Source organism: uncultured Tenacibaculum sp. (assembly GCF_947499065.1).
Classification (GTDB): domain Bacteria; phylum Bacteroidota; class Bacteroidia; order Flavobacteriales; family Flavobacteriaceae; genus Polaribacter.
This window is the reverse complement of the sequence record NZ_CANMMT010000003.1, coordinates 93,824-109,060: the sequence shown is the minus strand read 5'-3', so window position 1 is coordinate 109,060 and position 15,237 is coordinate 93,824. Positions and strand designations below refer to the sequence as shown.

General features: G+C 28.5%; 19 protein-coding genes. 6 read left to right on the top strand and 13 right to left on the bottom strand.

Annotated features, from left to right (window positions below; genetic code table 11):
* Positions 1-5 precede the first annotated feature (5 nt).
* The 4 genes from Q0958_RS08020 to Q0958_RS08005 form a co-directional block, all read right to left on the bottom strand.
* On the bottom strand, positions 6-854 hold the full coding sequence (locus Q0958_RS08020) for a sterol desaturase family protein (protein WP_299121932.1): 849 nt from the start codon (positions 852-854) through the stop codon (positions 6-8).
* 166 nt (positions 855-1,020) lie between these two features.
* Complete coding sequence (locus tag Q0958_RS08015) at positions 1,021-1,395, bottom strand: hypothetical protein (RefSeq protein WP_299121930.1); 375 nt, start codon at positions 1,393-1,395, stop codon at positions 1,021-1,023.
* Between the two features lie 116 nt (positions 1,396-1,511).
* Positions 1,512-2,636: an AraC family transcriptional regulator gene (locus Q0958_RS08010; RefSeq protein ID WP_299121928.1), complete on the bottom strand. Its 1,125-nt coding sequence runs from the start codon at positions 2,634-2,636 to the stop codon at positions 1,512-1,514.
* A 180-nt stretch (positions 2,637-2,816) separates the two neighbouring features.
* A complete protein-coding gene (locus tag Q0958_RS08005) occupies positions 2,817-3,926 on the bottom strand; it encodes a helix-turn-helix domain-containing protein (protein ID WP_299121926.1) in 1,110 nt (369 codons plus the stop codon).
* A 234-nt stretch (positions 3,927-4,160) separates the two neighbouring features.
* On the opposite strand from Q0958_RS08005, the gene Q0958_RS08000 reads away from it, so the two are divergent.
* The 4 genes from Q0958_RS08000 to Q0958_RS07985 all read left to right on the top strand — a co-directional run bounded on the left by Q0958_RS08000 (position 4,161) and on the right by Q0958_RS07985 (position 9,011).
* On the top strand, positions 4,161-7,592 hold the full coding sequence (locus tag Q0958_RS08000) for a methylmalonyl-CoA mutase family protein (RefSeq protein WP_299121924.1): 3,432 nt from the start codon (positions 4,161-4,163) through the stop codon (positions 7,590-7,592).
* 211 nt (positions 7,593-7,803) lie between these two features.
* Positions 7,804-8,346, top strand: a complete 543-nt coding sequence (locus Q0958_RS07995; protein WP_299121922.1) for an RNA polymerase sigma factor — start codon at positions 7,804-7,806, stop codon at positions 8,344-8,346.
* Positions 8,343-8,753, top strand: coding sequence for a hypothetical protein (locus Q0958_RS07990; RefSeq protein ID WP_299121920.1), 411 nt, complete (start codon positions 8,343-8,345; stop codon positions 8,751-8,753). Before Q0958_RS07995 ends, Q0958_RS07990 begins: the two co-directional genes overlap by 4 nt.
* Positions 8,754-8,756: 3 nt before the next feature.
* Complete coding sequence (locus Q0958_RS07985) at positions 8,757-9,011, top strand: hypothetical protein (RefSeq protein WP_299121918.1); 255 nt, start codon at positions 8,757-8,759, stop codon at positions 9,009-9,011.
* Between the two features lie 55 nt (positions 9,012-9,066).
* On the opposite strand, the gene Q0958_RS07980 is transcribed toward Q0958_RS07985, so the two are convergent.
* From Q0958_RS07980 to Q0958_RS07945, 8 genes are read right to left on the bottom strand one after another with little or no spacing between them, the layout of a single operon-like run.
* The gene (locus Q0958_RS07980) at positions 9,067-9,771 is read right to left on the bottom strand and encodes a DUF2071 domain-containing protein (RefSeq protein ID WP_299121916.1); all 705 of its coding nucleotides are present in this window, start codon (positions 9,769-9,771) and stop codon (positions 9,067-9,069) included.
* Between the two features lie 4 nt (positions 9,772-9,775).
* Positions 9,776-10,252 (bottom strand): SRPBCC family protein, encoded by a 477-nt coding sequence (locus Q0958_RS07975; protein ID WP_299121914.1) that lies wholly within the window; start codon positions 10,250-10,252, stop codon positions 9,776-9,778.
* A gap of 3 nt (positions 10,253-10,255) precedes the next feature.
* The gene (locus Q0958_RS07970; protein ID WP_299121913.1) at positions 10,256-11,149 is read right to left on the bottom strand and encodes a TIGR01777 family oxidoreductase; all 894 of its coding nucleotides are present in this window, start codon (positions 11,147-11,149) and stop codon (positions 10,256-10,258) included.
* Positions 11,146-11,526, bottom strand: a complete 381-nt coding sequence (locus Q0958_RS07965; protein WP_150900458.1) for a hypothetical protein — start codon at positions 11,524-11,526, stop codon at positions 11,146-11,148. The genes Q0958_RS07970 and Q0958_RS07965 overlap by 4 nt, the downstream gene beginning before the upstream one ends.
* Before the next feature lie 18 nt (positions 11,527-11,544).
* Positions 11,545-12,036 (bottom strand): hypothetical protein, encoded by a 492-nt coding sequence (locus tag Q0958_RS07960; RefSeq protein ID WP_299121910.1) that lies wholly within the window; start codon positions 12,034-12,036, stop codon positions 11,545-11,547.
* 1 nt (position 12,037) lies between these two features.
* Positions 12,038-12,382, bottom strand: coding sequence for a hypothetical protein (locus Q0958_RS07955; protein WP_299121908.1), 345 nt, complete (start codon positions 12,380-12,382; stop codon positions 12,038-12,040).
* Positions 12,379-12,720 (bottom strand): hypothetical protein, encoded by a 342-nt coding sequence (locus tag Q0958_RS07950; protein WP_299121906.1) that lies wholly within the window; start codon positions 12,718-12,720, stop codon positions 12,379-12,381. Before Q0958_RS07950 ends, Q0958_RS07955 begins: the two co-directional genes overlap by 4 nt.
* 38 nt (positions 12,721-12,758) lie before the next feature.
* The gene (locus tag Q0958_RS07945) at positions 12,759-13,265 is read right to left on the bottom strand and encodes a MarR family transcriptional regulator (RefSeq protein WP_299121904.1); all 507 of its coding nucleotides are present in this window, start codon (positions 13,263-13,265) and stop codon (positions 12,759-12,761) included.
* A 121-nt stretch (positions 13,266-13,386) separates the two neighbouring features.
* Here Q0958_RS07945 and Q0958_RS07940 point away from each other — a divergent pair, with 121 nt between their 5' ends.
* Positions 13,387-13,869, top strand: coding sequence for a sigma-70 family RNA polymerase sigma factor (locus Q0958_RS07940; RefSeq protein WP_299121902.1), 483 nt, complete (start codon positions 13,387-13,389; stop codon positions 13,867-13,869).
* Complete coding sequence (locus Q0958_RS07935; protein ID WP_299121901.1) at positions 13,853-14,473, top strand: hypothetical protein; 621 nt, start codon at positions 13,853-13,855, stop codon at positions 14,471-14,473. The genes Q0958_RS07940 and Q0958_RS07935 overlap by 17 nt, the downstream gene beginning before the upstream one ends.
* Positions 14,474-14,513: 40 nt before the next feature.
* Here Q0958_RS07935 and Q0958_RS07930 read toward each other — a convergent pair whose 3' ends face one another.
* Complete coding sequence (locus Q0958_RS07930) at positions 14,514-15,227, bottom strand: hypothetical protein (protein ID WP_299121899.1); 714 nt, start codon at positions 15,225-15,227, stop codon at positions 14,514-14,516.
* Between the last annotated feature and the right edge of the window lie 10 nt (positions 15,228-15,237).

Here is a 15,237-nt window from a genome sequence, read left to right as displayed (position 1 = left end):
TAAAACTACTTTACTGTTTTTAACTTTACTTTTTTATAAATAGGATTAGTTGAATGCTCTCTGTTTTCATCAAACGGACGAGTAATTAAGTTTTTAAAATCTTTATTTTCTTCTACATCCATATTGGTATCTATTCCATGTACAATGTCTGATTGTTTCATTTTACTGAATGTTGAAAACAATCGATCCCAAATAGAAAATATATCTCCATAGTTACTATCTGTTTGCGGTAATACATAGTGATGGTGTATGTGATGTGTATTTGGTGTTACGAATAAAAGCGATACAATATTGTTTATCTTTTCTGGCAATTTTGCCTTTGAATGAGATGTTAAATTGATAAAACTTTGAATAAATTGTTTTATTAATAAAAACTCTACTGGAACTCCTAGAATAAAAACTATAGCTATTAAAAAACTTACTCTTACGGTAGTTTCTCCTGGATGCTCTCTAACCGTTGTTGAAATATCTACATCCATATCGCTATGATGTATTTGATGAAATCTCCAAAAAAATGGGACTCTATGCATCATTACATGGTACCAGTAATCAAAAAAATCAATACATATAAAAGCTACAATAAAATGTAATACTGAAAACTCTTCTAAAGGTAATTGGTAAACCAACCCCCATTTTTCTTTAACTGTCCAATTAGCTACCATAAACACTATGGTAGATAGTCCAATTTGAACTGGTAATACAAATATTATAAACTTTGCATTTAATAATGAATGGAGTGCTTTTTGTTTTATCTGTTGAGAAAACAGTACTAATTCTAATCCCCAAAAGAAAAAAATAATAAAAGCATAAACGATTAATTGTAAAACCAATGGGTTTTCATAAAATAGAGACATAGTGGATTTTTTTTTAAGTTACTATAACGTTAATTTGGTTGGTTGACGGCTATAGTTTTCCTATCCTACATTATGCTTTTAAAAAATAAGCATAACGTAAGACTAATGATAATACTCCCCTAGTAAATAGGGTTAAATATTAGATTTATTAAATTTTAAACAACAGTTATTTCTTCTGATAATGTAGAGTCAGAATACCCTCTTCGGTGTCTATATCTAGCACCATTTTATGAGCAGTAAAGCTTTTTACTTTAAAAACAGCGTCATCTTTTCCTGCTTTTACAGTAATTGTTTTTGATTTATCATCAACAATAAAACTCCCGCTTACTTTTTCTCCTAAGAAACCTGTAAATTTATTTGGTTTTTGGTACTCTTGATAGGCTTCGGCAACTCCAAAAACTTCCATAGGGCTTCCTTTTTGTCCCATTGCTTCTACTTGCTTTAATTGCCATTTACCAAAAATTTGTTTAGAAATCTCTTGATATTGTGCTGGAGCATGCCCCAACCAAAGTATAATTATGGTTACTATTATTTTCTTCATCGTGATTTGTTTTTAAAATTAGACATGTACTTATAAAAAGTAACTTTATCCCTTCAATAAATAACGTTACAATTACCTGTCAGCAAAGAAACGCTACACGATTAAAAAAATTCTTTTTAACAAGTCCTAGAACACGTATTCGGACTTCTTAACCCGTTTTTATACTCACTTGGAGTTACTCCTTCCACCTCTTTAAACACCTTATAAAACGTTGATTTCGAAGAAAAACCAGCATCTTTTGCTAGTCCTAATATTGAATAATGTACAACTTTGTCCGAACTTAATAGTTTCTTGAATTCTTCTACTCTAAACTTATTAATAAAACCATGAAAATTACTTTTTGCACATGAATTTATAAGTTCTGATAATTCTCTTTCTTTTATGAACAGAAAACCTGAAAGCAGTTTTAAAGTCAAATTTGGATTAGTAAAATATTTCTCTTTTAGAATTTGTTCACAGCAACGTTTATACTTCTCTAAATTTACATTTTCTATATTTTGTGGTTGTGAATTATTATCTTCATTTTCTTCTTCAGGAATTTCTATTAAGGCTACTGCTTCTGAAACATCATTAATATAACCTATTTGTTGAAATCCGTTATATCCTACCCAATACACTGCAAAGAATGTGAGCATGCTTAAAATTAATTCTAAGAACACCTCCAAATAACGGTTATCAAAAACCATTATCAGAACACCTTCAAAAAGAATATAAAAATGTATTATTAAAGTAGTTATTACTATTGTTTTAACCCATGAAATATTTTTATCTTCTATATATGAATAATAACTTTTCAGTTTCTTTTTAAATCTATTTAATACTCGAAAAGAAAAAAACAATAATGAAAAGTTTAACAACACAAATGCTAAGCCCTGAATAATTTCCTCTCCTTCAGAATCTGAAAAACCAATAATATTCATTAAAATCCCAGGCAAATAGAGTAGTAACCAAGCATAAGATATGTTCTTTCTTGCCACAGTTAAAGCATAAAGGAATATAGAAGGCATGATAAAAAAATCGGTTTCTATCACTATTCTTATGTTATCAGATAGTATTCCTAAGTTTTCGTCTTCAAAAAGATCTTCTATAAAACCTAATGATAAACTCAACACAAAAAGTGCTAAGTATATATTCCCTTTTTGATTTTTTATTTTTAGTGTTATAAAAAGAATTCCAATAGTTATACCCGAAAAGGCTGTTAGTAAATCAAATAACAGAGATATGAGTTCAAAGTTCTTCAAAGAAATTGATGTTTTAAATTATGAATCAGTCTACCCAACGTTGACACTTCGTTACAAAAACGAGCTTGGCCTAGTTTTTATTACTTCCAAGCTCCAAAACTTCTGCGCAACATACAAGACTTACTATTAAAAAACTAGAAATTTCTTTTAAATTCGGAAAAGTAACCAAACAGATACCTCTTATATAAGTTTATTTGGACATTTTAATTTACTCTTGTATTCACTAGGTGTCATCCCTTCTATTTGTTTGAATACTTTATAGAAAGTTGATTTTGAAGAAAAACCAGCATCTCTTGCTAGCCCCAAAATTGAATATTGCATTGCTTTATCAGATTCTATCAATCTTTTAAACTCTACTACTCTTAATTGGTTTATAAAGTGATGAAAATTCTTTTTAGCACATACATTTATCAAATTAGATAATTCTCTCTCTTTTATAGTTAATAGTTCTGATAAAAGTTTTACGTTTAAATTAGGGTTTCTGTAATATTTCTCTTTTTCTATTTTGTTATAAAGTTCTTTAAACTTTATATTATCAACTTCTTTGTTATTCTTTACAATTTCTTCTACTACTTCTTCTTTTTCTACTTCTACTTTAGATATTTTATCAGAAACATCATTTATGTAGGCTACTTGTTGAAATCCATTATAACCAATCCAATACACAATAAAAAAAGTAACTAAACTTATTATAAATTCAATTTGTGCCTCTACCAATTCACTTTCCTCATTTATCAATAAAACTCCACATAAAAACATAAAAATATGTAATCCAACTATGGTAAGCATAATTACTTTAATCCATGACAATGTTTTATTTTCTACATATGAAAAATAGTTTTCTAACTTCAATCTGTATCTTTTCAAAAAATAAAAAGCAATTACTAACAATGGAATATTCATAAAAAGAAACACCAGTTCGTGCAATACTTCCCCTAGTTCAGGATCTTTAAAAGGTATCAAATTTAAAAGGATACCTGGCAAATATAAAAACAGCCACCAAAAACACCCTTTCTCTTTTGTAACAATTATAATGTAAATAAATAGTGACGGAATAATAAATAAGTAAGTATTAATTTCTATTGAAATATGATTAAATACATTCGCTAGTTCTTCATCATTAAGAAAATCGCTTATTATATTAAACCCTAAAGCCCATAAAAATAATATTAAAAAAACATTTCCCTTTTGTTTTCTTATCTTCAAGGTTAAAAATAAAAACCCTATCATAATAGCTGAAAAAGAAGCTAATAGATAACTAAATAATGATAACTGATTTAAAATCTCCATTCAATTGTTTACTTTTTCTTTTAGTAAGTTGCTCTAACTTTAGTTTTGTTACAAAAATTGTCTTTTAGAATGAATAATACTCTTAAAAAATATATTCATTTTTAACTTTATATAAACTTTAACAATCATCTAGCATAATCCCCTAACAACATTAACTTTTATTATTCTTAGCAAATCCATTTATTTTTTAATATTTCCGTAAATTGCGTACCCAAAATTTAAGTTAATTTACGAATGGAACAAATAGCACCATATAAACCCAAACATAAAGTTAGAATTGTAACTGCTGCTTCATTATTTGATGGACACGATGCTGCCATAAATATTATGCGTAGAATTATACAATCTACTGGTGTAGAGGTAATTCATTTAGGTCATGATAGAAGTGTTGAAGAAGTTGTAAACTGTGCAATTCAAGAAGATGCAAATGCTATTGCAATGACATCTTACCAAGGAGGTCATACGGAGTACTTTAAATATATGTACGATTTACTTAAAGAAAGAGGTGCTGGTCATATCAAAATTTTTGGTGGCGGTGGCGGTGTAATTCTTCCTGAAGAGATTAAAGAACTAATGGATTATGGAATTACTCGTATATATTCTCCAGATGATGGACGTGAATTAGGTTTACAAGGAATGATTAACGATTTGGTAGAAACATCTGATTTTGCCATTGGAGATAAATTAAATGGAGAAATGAACAACTTAGCCAATAAAGAAATTGGAAGTATTGCACGTATTATTTCTTCTGCTGAAAACTTTCCTGAAGTAGCTAAAGAAACGTTAGAAGCTATTCATGAAAAAAATAAAAATTCAAAAACACCAGTTTTAGGAATTACTGGTACTGGTGGAGCTGGAAAATCTTCTTTAGTAGACGAATTAGTACGTCGTTTTTTAATTGATTTTCCAAATAAAACAATTGGGTTAATTTCTGTTGATCCTTCAAAACGTAAAACAGGTGGCGCTTTATTAGGAGACCGTATTCGTATGAATGCTATTAACGATGAGCGTGTATATATGCGTTCATTAGCTACACGTCAATCTAATTTAGCTCTATCTAAATATGTAAATGAAGCTGTTGAAGTTTTAAAAGCTGCTGAATTTGATTTAATCATTTTAGAAACTTCTGGTATTGGACAATCTGATACAGAAATTATTGAGCACTCAGATACTTCTCTATATGTAATGACTCCTGAATTTGGAGCTGCAACTCAGTTAGAAAAAATTGACATGCTTGATTTTGCTGATTTAGTTGCCATCAACAAATTTGATAAACGTGGGGCCTTAGATGCGATACGTGATGTTAAAAAGCAATATATGCGTAACAACAACTTATGGGATGTTCATATGGACGACATGCCTGTGTTTGGTACTATTGCTTCTCAATTTAACGATCCTGGAATGAATACCTTATATAAGCGTATTATGGATAAGTTAGTTGAAAAAACTAATGCAGATTTAAAATCTAACATGGAAATTACTAAGGAAATGTCTGAAAAGATATTTGTAATTCCACCAAGTAGAGTTCGCTATTTATCTGAAATATCAGAAAACAACAGAGCTTATGATAAAAAAGTTGATGATCAAGTAACAGTTGCTCAAAAATTATATGGTATTCACCAAACAATTGAATCTATCATCAATACTTCTGTTGAAATTATAAAAACAGGATTGAACGAAGATGAAATTTTAAAACAAACTCAAAGTGACGAACAAGACTTCATCAAACTTTTAATAGCACAATTCGATAAAGTAAAATTAAATCTTGACCCATATAACTGGGAAATTATTTTAAACTGGCAGGAAAAAGTTCAGAAATATAAAAATCCTATTTATACATTTAAAGTACGTGATAAGGAAATAAAAATCGCAACTCATACAGAGTCACTTTCTCATTCACAAATTCCTAAAGTAGCATTACCTAAATATCAAGCTTGGGGCGATTTATTACGTTGGAACTTACAAGAAAATGTTCCTGGTGAATTCCCTTATGCTTCTGGATTATATCCTTTTAAAAGAACTGGAGAAGACCCAACAAGAATGTTTGCTGGAGAAGGTGGACCAGAACGTACAAACAGACGTTTCCACTATGTAAGTTTAGGAATGCCAGCTAAACGTTTATCTACTGCTTTTGATTCTGTTACTTTATATGGAAACGACCCTGGGCACAGACCTGATATCTATGGTAAAATTGGTAACGCTGGAGTTTCTATTTGCTGCTTAGATGATGCTAAAAAATTATACTCAGGTTTCGACTTAAGTCACGCAATGACATCTGTTTCGATGACTATTAATGGTCCAGCTCCTATGTTATTAGGTTTCTTTATGAATGCTGCAATCGATCAGAATTGTGAGAAATACATCAAAGAAAACAAGTTAGAAAAACAAGTTGAAGCTAAGTTTAAAGAAGTTTATGATTCTAAAGGTTTAGAAAGACCAAAATACCAAGGGGATTTACCAGAAGGTAACGATGGTTTAGGACTTATGCTTTTAGGTTTAACTGGAGACATGGTTTTACCTGCTGATGTTTATGCTGAAATTAAAGCTGCAACCTTAGCACAAGTAAGAGGAACTGTTCAGGCAGATATTTTAAAAGAAGACCAAGCTCAAAATACTTGTATATTCTCTACTGAATTTGCCCTACGTTTAATGGGGGATGTTCAAGAATATTTTATTGAAAAACAAGTTCGTAACTTTTATTCAGTTTCTATTTCTGGATATCATATTGCTGAAGCTGGTGCAAACCCTATAACTCAATTAGCTTTAACTTTAGCTAATGGATTTACATACGTAGAGTATTATTTATCTCGTGGAATGGATATTAATAAGTTTGGACCAAACTTATCGTTCTTCTTCTCTAATGGTATTGATCCTGAATATTCAGTAATTGGTCGTGTAGCTCGTAAAATTTGGGCAAAAGCATTAAAATATAAATACAATGCCAACCCAAGAGCTCAAATGTTAAAGTATCATATTCAAACTTCTGGACGTTCATTACATGCTCAGGAAATTGATTTTAATGATATTCGTACTACGTTACAAGCTTTATATGCTATTTACGATAACTGTAACTCTTTACATACAAACGCTTATGATGAGGCTATAACAACACCAACAGAAGAATCGGTAAGAAGAGCTATGGCAATTCAGTTAATTATTAATAAAGAATTAGGATTGGCTAAGAATGAAAATCCAATTCAAGGTTCTTTTATTATTGAAGAATTGACAGATTTAGTAGAAGCTGCTGTATTAGAAGAATTTGATAGAATTACCGAACGTGGTGGAGTTTTAGGAGCTATGGAAACAATGTACCAACGCTCTAAAATTCAGGAAGAAAGTTTGTATTACGAAACTTTAAAACATACTGGTGAATTCCCAATTATTGGTGTAAACACTTTCTTAAGTTCTAAAGGCTCACCTACTGTACAACCAGCAGAAGTTATTCGTGCAACTGAGGAAGAAAAACAATTCCAAATTCAAACTAAAGAATTATTAAATAAGGCTAATGAAGAAAAAGTTCAAGAACAATTAGCTATTTTACAGGAAGCTGCTATTCAAAACCAAAACTTATTTGATAAGTTAATGGAAGCTACTAAGTATTGTTCTTTAGGACAAATTACACAAGCTTTATTTAAAGTTGGTGGACAATATAGAAGAAACATGTAATATTCTAATATGTACAATAACAACAAAAGCCTCACATTAATTTGTGAGGCTTTTTTATTTACGTTTAAATCAGCTTCCTATAACCACTGACAATAAATGATTTATAGCTATTTTCTATTTTTTTTTATAAAATTTATAGTCTTAAACGCAATAAATTAGAAAAACATCGTCTTTTAAAACGAAGACTCTTCATAAAAGGTTTTTAAATAATTTGGAATCAGAGAATACAAAAAAGCTTAAGGATTTTTTTGGTAGAGAATATCTATCACTTAAAAGGTATATCAATACCCGAATAAGTGATACGATTAATCGAAATGCCGAAGATATTATTCAAGATGTAGCTTTAAAACTATTTGCTGGTGCTGACAGATACGGTCCTATAAATAACGTAGCTAGTTTTGTGTATCGATCAATAAAAAATAAAATTATTGATACAATGAGGGCTCCTAAAAAATCTGACAAACTAGATTCTGATAAAAGCTTATTAAACCTTGTTGATGCATTTAATCAATCTGAGAATTATTACAATTCTGATCAAATGATATCAATTTTAAAACAGTGTATTGAACATTTAAAACCTGCTTACAAGGATATTATTATCGCAGTAGATTTTGAAGGTTATACTTATAAAGAAATATCAACTGAAACTGGAATTCCTATTGGAACACTAATGTCTAGAAGGCACAGAGCCATTGGAATTTTATATAAAAAAATAGAACAAGAAATACAAAAACATAAAATTATTGAATCATGACAAATTTTTTCACTCATAAGTTTAGAAAAAAATCGCCCGTAGAAATTGCAGCTATCATCATCTTTGGAGGTATATTTATTACAGGTTTAGCTATTTTATTTGGCTTTGTTATAATGTGGTTATGGAACTGGTTAATGCCTGAAATTTTTGGGTTTACTACACTTACTTATTGGCAAGCTGTTGGTTTATTTATCCTTTTAAGAATTTTAATTGGAGGCTGTGGTGGCGGTAGCGGCAAAAAATCTCATCATAAATGTAAATGTGAAAAGAATGGTAAAACAGATTTTTCTAAGTGGAAACACTATGACAAATTTTGGAAAGAAGAAGGCGATAAATATTACAGTGAATATCTTGAACGAAAAATGAACCCAGAACAAGGTAGCTCATCTAAAACTGAAATAGAATAAACTATGGAACCACTAATATTCAAAACCAATATTGATTCAGAAGAAAAAGTTCAATCTTTAGAATCTATACTTAATAAGCATCCAGATATTTTTAAATGGTCTATTGACATTGAGGATATTGATAATGTACTTCGGATTGAAGGATCTGAAAATTTACTTGAGGAAGATATTATTGATTTAATTAAATCTCAAAATTTCCAAATAGAAATTTTATCTGATGAAGCTGTTATTAAAACTGATAAGATTTTAGTTTACTAAACGAATTTACTATTAAAATACAGAGGTTCTAAATAACCTCTGTATTTTATATAACTCATAGTATCGTTTTATTTTCTACAGATATTTCTGAACCTTCTAATAAAAATACAGAAGCTGGTTGCAGGTTATTTAAAAATTCAAAAGCTTTTCCATAACTAGCTAAGAAATCTACATTGACATTATAACTCTTTAAAGGGTAATATTTCCATTTAGGATGCTTCACTTCGTATTCTGTTGTTTGGTCTTTATTTTTTGCATACCCCCAATAATGTTCTGAAATAAACTCTATTTCAGAATTATCTTTTATTTCAAGCTGTTCATTTTTAACTATTGCTTCAATTAGATTCCACTTTTCCTTAGTTTTCCATTGATAAGAAACATTAAAACTTCCATTTTTCTCACCCCATTCATGCTTCATTGGTAAGGTTTCATAATTCTCATTATAAATTGTGTTGGCAACAAAAGTTATGGCTGGTTTTGGTACTATTTCTTTAATAAAAACCACTCCTCTTTTATAAACTCCATTCTCTTTTCTTTTTACATAAAAGCGCAGGTTTACTTCTTCAAAATTTATATGAAATGGTATTTTAAGCCCCAACAGTTTTGTATTCTTAAACATGAAACCTATTAGACTTATATAACATTTATCTTTATAGAAATCTAATTCTGTTCCATTAGGTACAAATGGTTTTAAAACTTCAGGGTTTATTTGGTAGTTTACCATTAATAATTTTCTCCATTCTGCTTTTAAAAAACTCATAATTTTAATTTAATATTTCTTTCCATTTATTCGTTTCAGCAAACTCTTTTATTGTTCTATTTCTAATTTTTAAAAAATTAGTCATATATCTTTTTAAGAAAATAGCATCTACTAATTTACCTAGAAAACCAAAAGGTGATTTAAACTCTAAAACATCAATTAGTATGGTAGATTTATTTTCATTAGTACAAAAATAATGTTCGTGTTTAAAACTTTTAAATGCTCCTGAAATCATTTCATCTGCAAAATATTCAGATTCTTTACACCCTATTACTTTTGAGGTAAAATTTTGATATATTCCTAAATGTTTTGCTCTCCAAGTAACAGTTTCATTTAACTCTATAAGTCCTTCCATTTTTCCAGCAATAGCTTTCTCATTTGTACGTTTGGTTGATATTTTATGAAGTTCTATGCTACGAGAAAGATCAAATACTATTTTCTTAACTGCTTCTATCTTTGTTAATAATACTATGACTGCCATAAATTATATTTTAAATTCCTTAAAAGTTTTGGTAGTAAAATTAAAACCTAACTCTAATAGTTTTTCAGGGTATACATTTCTACTTTTCAGTAATAATTCTGGTTCTGTTCCTATGATTTTTGCTCCTATTTTAAGCAAGTTTTCTGAAACATTTAAACCTAATGACATGTTTAACTTTCGTTTCAATAAATTCTGAAAATCATAATTTTGTATTGGATTAGGAGCGCAAACATTATAAACTCCTTCTTTTTCATGTATTAAAAAGTTAATCGCTTTTACATAATCTTTCTCTGTAATCCAACTTATATACTGATTTCCTTTTCCTTGTCTTCCTCCAAAACCTAATTCCACCATTTTTTTCATTATAGGAAAAGCACCTCCTTTTTGACCTAAAACTATAGAAGTTCTTGTGATAATTTTTTTAGTTCGTTTAAACTTATAGCTATTAAATACTTCTTCCCATTTCTTACATACATCCATTGAAAAATCTGTTCCAATTTTTCCTTTTTCTTCTGTCATCAATTTATTTTCTGAATGCTCATAAATAGTCGCTGAAGAAGACTGAATAAATACTTTTGGTGGAAATTCTAATTCTTGGACTACCTCACAGAGTAAAGCAGTGCTATTTAATCTGCTTTTATAAATTTCATCTTTATTTTTTTGATGATATCTACAATTGACTGATTTTCCTGCTAAATTAATTAACACATCTGTGTTGTTTAACAAAACTGTCCAATAACCTTTAGAAATTCCATCCCATTGTATATAATTAACATTATCTACATTTATCTTTTGTTTTCTAGTTAAAATGTAAATTTGATTTTCTTTTTCTTTTTTATAATATTCAATAAGCAAATTTCCCAAATATCCAGTTCCTCCAGCTATTACTATTTTCATAACTTTTCTTTTTCAATTTTTAAATTACCTTCTTTACTTGCTTTTCTTCCTTTTAAGAAAAACAGAATAAAGAAAATCATTACAAGTCCTAAGTAAATTGAGAAACCACCAATTTTTGAACTTAGTGTTTCTACTAAATCTTTATAACCTGTTAGGCTGTATATTTCTATAATTCGCAAAGCAAAACCTATGTTTAATAAATAGAAACCTATTTTAAAAAGTTTATTTGTAGCCATTGCTATTTCTACTTTTTGATGAAAAATATCCAGCATAAATATTTTACTATTTTTAAATAAATGTTGTGACACAAATGTTGTAAGTCCTATACTAATAGGTAAATAAATGATGTAAGCTATTAATTCTAATGAAGTGTTCATATTACTATTTTTAGTGATTTATAATTTTCTTGTCATTCTTGCGAGATTTATTTTCTCTGCCTTTGTAAATTTTATTTCTCTTACCATACTCATGTCTTTCCATAAATATGTGTATCCTTTTAATAGTTTTGCTTTTCTAACTCTACGTTGCATTGCTCGGAATTCCGCTTCATTTGCATCTCTTTTAATTCCTAACTCACCATATAACTTTACTCCTGGATACTCTAAAAACTTGCCTAAAAACAATGATTTTAACCAAAACCATTTATTGGTATTTACCGCAAGCACACATATATTTTTGTTTGTTTTTTTATTCTCTTTTAGCTTGGTGGCAAATTTTTCAAAATAAAAACCTGTTTGATTATCGTTTAAAAACAAAGAACCTATTGGAGTTACTGTCGGCTCGTTATTAGCATTAACTGAAGCTATAGAAACATGCATATTTTCTTGTCTGCTTTTTCTAAAATGTTCTTTAATTTTTTTCCAGTTTTCTTTTAGTTGAATTTCCATATTACTTTTTCTTAAAATGTTTATGAATTAAATAGACTGTATAAATATTGATGAAATGAAGAGAGCCTACTATTAAGAATACATAGCTTAATCTATTCGTAATCTCTTTTATAACATCCGTAGAAGTGGTGATTTCTTTCATTGAATTTAGGCTCCATATAACCAAACCAATGTTTAATAAATAATAAGCAGTTCTTAGCAATTTATTGATTCCATTACCGAAGTTTACATCCTTTGGAAAATAATTTAAGATGTAAATTTTGCCATTACTATAACATTCATTTCCAACCTTAATTACAATAAGAATTGATAGCAAAACATAAATTATATAGGTTACTTGATTCATAGCTCTTTCTTTATTGATTCTAAAATGAAAGTGAAATAACCTGCAATACTTAAAGGCAAAACAATCATAGCAACAAACCATAAATCATCATAAAAATTTATAAAATCTGTAATCCAAAGAATCCCATAAGTAATTACAAACCCCCAATAAAACTTTAGTCTTTTCTGATTTTTTTTCGAGAAGTTTTTTATAAAATACAATAAAACTATTCCTGTTAAAACTTGTGAACACCCTAATATTATTTGAGCACATAACCCTAAGAAAATAGTAGCATATAATATTAAAGTAGCCCATACAATTACTCGATTGACATGTATTAAAATTCCTATATGTTTCATATTTTCAGAAATTATTGAAAGTTTGTTTGTAAATTTTTTTACTTTTTTATCATTTTAGTAAAATTAGATAACAACCAATGCTCATCAGCCTTAATTGCTTTATCTAAAATACCATTTACCGTTGTTGTTACTGATGAAAGATCATTCATTAGCTTTTTAAATTCTTCTGCATCTTCTGAGTTTTCTTCTACTCCATTTTTCAAATCGTCTAAAACCTTTAATACAGGTTCTATCTCTCTTTTCTTACGCTCTTTTGTTACTTGTTTAAATAATTCCCAGATATCTTTTCCTGCAATAAAAAACTCTTTACGCTCTCCTACTACTAATTCTTTGCTTACAATTCCCCAATCAATCAACGCTCTTACATTCATATTTACATTTCCGCGAGATATTTTTAAAGTGTCCATAATCTCATCTGCAGATAATGGTTTGGTAGATACTAATAACAATGCATGTACCTGCGCCATGGTTTTATTAATCCCCCAGTTTGTAGCCAAACTACCCCAAGTATGAATGTATTTTAATTTCGCGTCTTCTAACTTCATATTGCAAATATATATCTTTTTTCTTAACTTTCAATAATTTCTGAAAATAAAATATTTTTATTTTTTTCTTTATTCTTGTAATAATTTAAATTCTCGATTTACTAATCAACAAAAAACAATTTTGAGTAACGACTTTTATATAACATCTATTTTGCCTCATGCAGGTATTATTATTAAAATATGTAGAGCTTATACTGACTCTGAAGAAGACTTCGAAGATTTTTATCAAGAAGCTTGCTTACAGATTTGGAAAAGTAGAGATGCTTTTCAAAATAAATCAAAATGGTCTACTTGGATATATAGAATTACTTTAAACATTTGTTTAACGCTTTCTAAAAAAAACAAAAGAAGAGCTAATGTTGTTGAAGTTTTTCATGAAGAAACTGATAAAAACGCTGCTTTTGAAGATGAAAATTTGAATTTGTTATATGATGCTATTAAAAAATTGTCGGAACTAGATAGAGCAATTATCCTGCTTTATTTAGAAGAAAACCCTAACAAAGAAATTGCAGCAATTATTGGAACTAGCGCTAACAATATTGGTGTACGTATTAACAGAATTAAAAAACAATTAAAAATATTATTAGATGGAAAAATCAATTGAGAAAATATGGACTGAAGCTTTTATTAACGAACAATCGTTAATTGCTCCTAAAATAAATAATTTATACAATCAGAAATCAAAATCTATTATCAATAAGATTAAACGCACTTATGAAATAGATAACAAAGGGCTTATTCCAATGGCTATAATTGTTGTAATAGGAATGACATTGCTTTCTGAAGTCATCATTGGGTTATATGCTGCATTTTTAATTTTATGCTTGTACTTTTTTAATAGTAATCTGTTGAAAAAATTTAAAGATATTGATGTTAAATCTGATAACTTATCTTACCTAAAACAATACAGATATATTATTAGTATTATTATGAAATCGACTAAAAAACTTTTTGTTTTTGCGATTCCTGCAGCTGTTTTATCAATATTTATTCTTGCTTATAATCTTAAAGAAAAGAGTTTTCTTTCAAAATTTATTTCCAGCGATACTTCTTTATTAAAAATGATTAGTGTTGGCTTTCTTATCGCTGTTTGTGTATCTGTTATAGGATTTGTAGTTTATAATATTTCTACTAAAATTTTATACGCTACTCAAATTTCAAAATTAGATGACCTCATTAAAGAAATGGATCAATTGAAAACTGAATAAAAAACTATTTAAACGACATCTTAAATAATTGGATGTCGTTTTATTTTGTTCGTGTTCTCTTTTTTAGTTTAAAAATCCTGTCTTTATAGTATGCTTTTAATTCATCTACAAACAACATAGGCTTGTCATATTCATTTAGAACTTTGTTTGTATAGCTATTTAATAATTTTTCTAACTCTTTTTTTAAGCGTACAAGTTCATTTTTTAAATAGTTATTACTATTCGTATCTGACTTAGGTATAAAGCCTTCTGGTATCTTAACTCCTAAATTCCCACTAAATATATATGAATGGTACTCTTTTAATTCTTCTAAAGTTCCCGTTTGGTAGATTTCTATTAGTTTAGTTGTAATATCTGTTGCCAATGTTTCTTCTTCTCCATTCATTGAAAACTTATCTGGATGTACATATAACATAGCTTCTTTATACAATCTTTTTTTCTCCTTTACATCTTCTTTAGCTATGCTAACTTTTTCTTTTTGTATTACTTTTAATCCTTTGGGCTCTTTATAATTTTTTCCTCTACGCTTTTGTTCTAATCGTTTTTCTTTTTTTGCTTTTTTTTGTTTTTTGTATAGAATTACCAATTCCCTTTCTTCTACAATTAAATCAGCTATAGCATTTCGCAATAATTGCTCAAAAGGCAATAATTTTTCTCTAACTTTTTTTATTTCCTTTTCTAAGTTAAGTATTTGCTCTTTTAATTTTAAAGCTTCATTACTTGTAAAATCTATTGGTAATTGAGAATCTTCCATTACTTTTAAA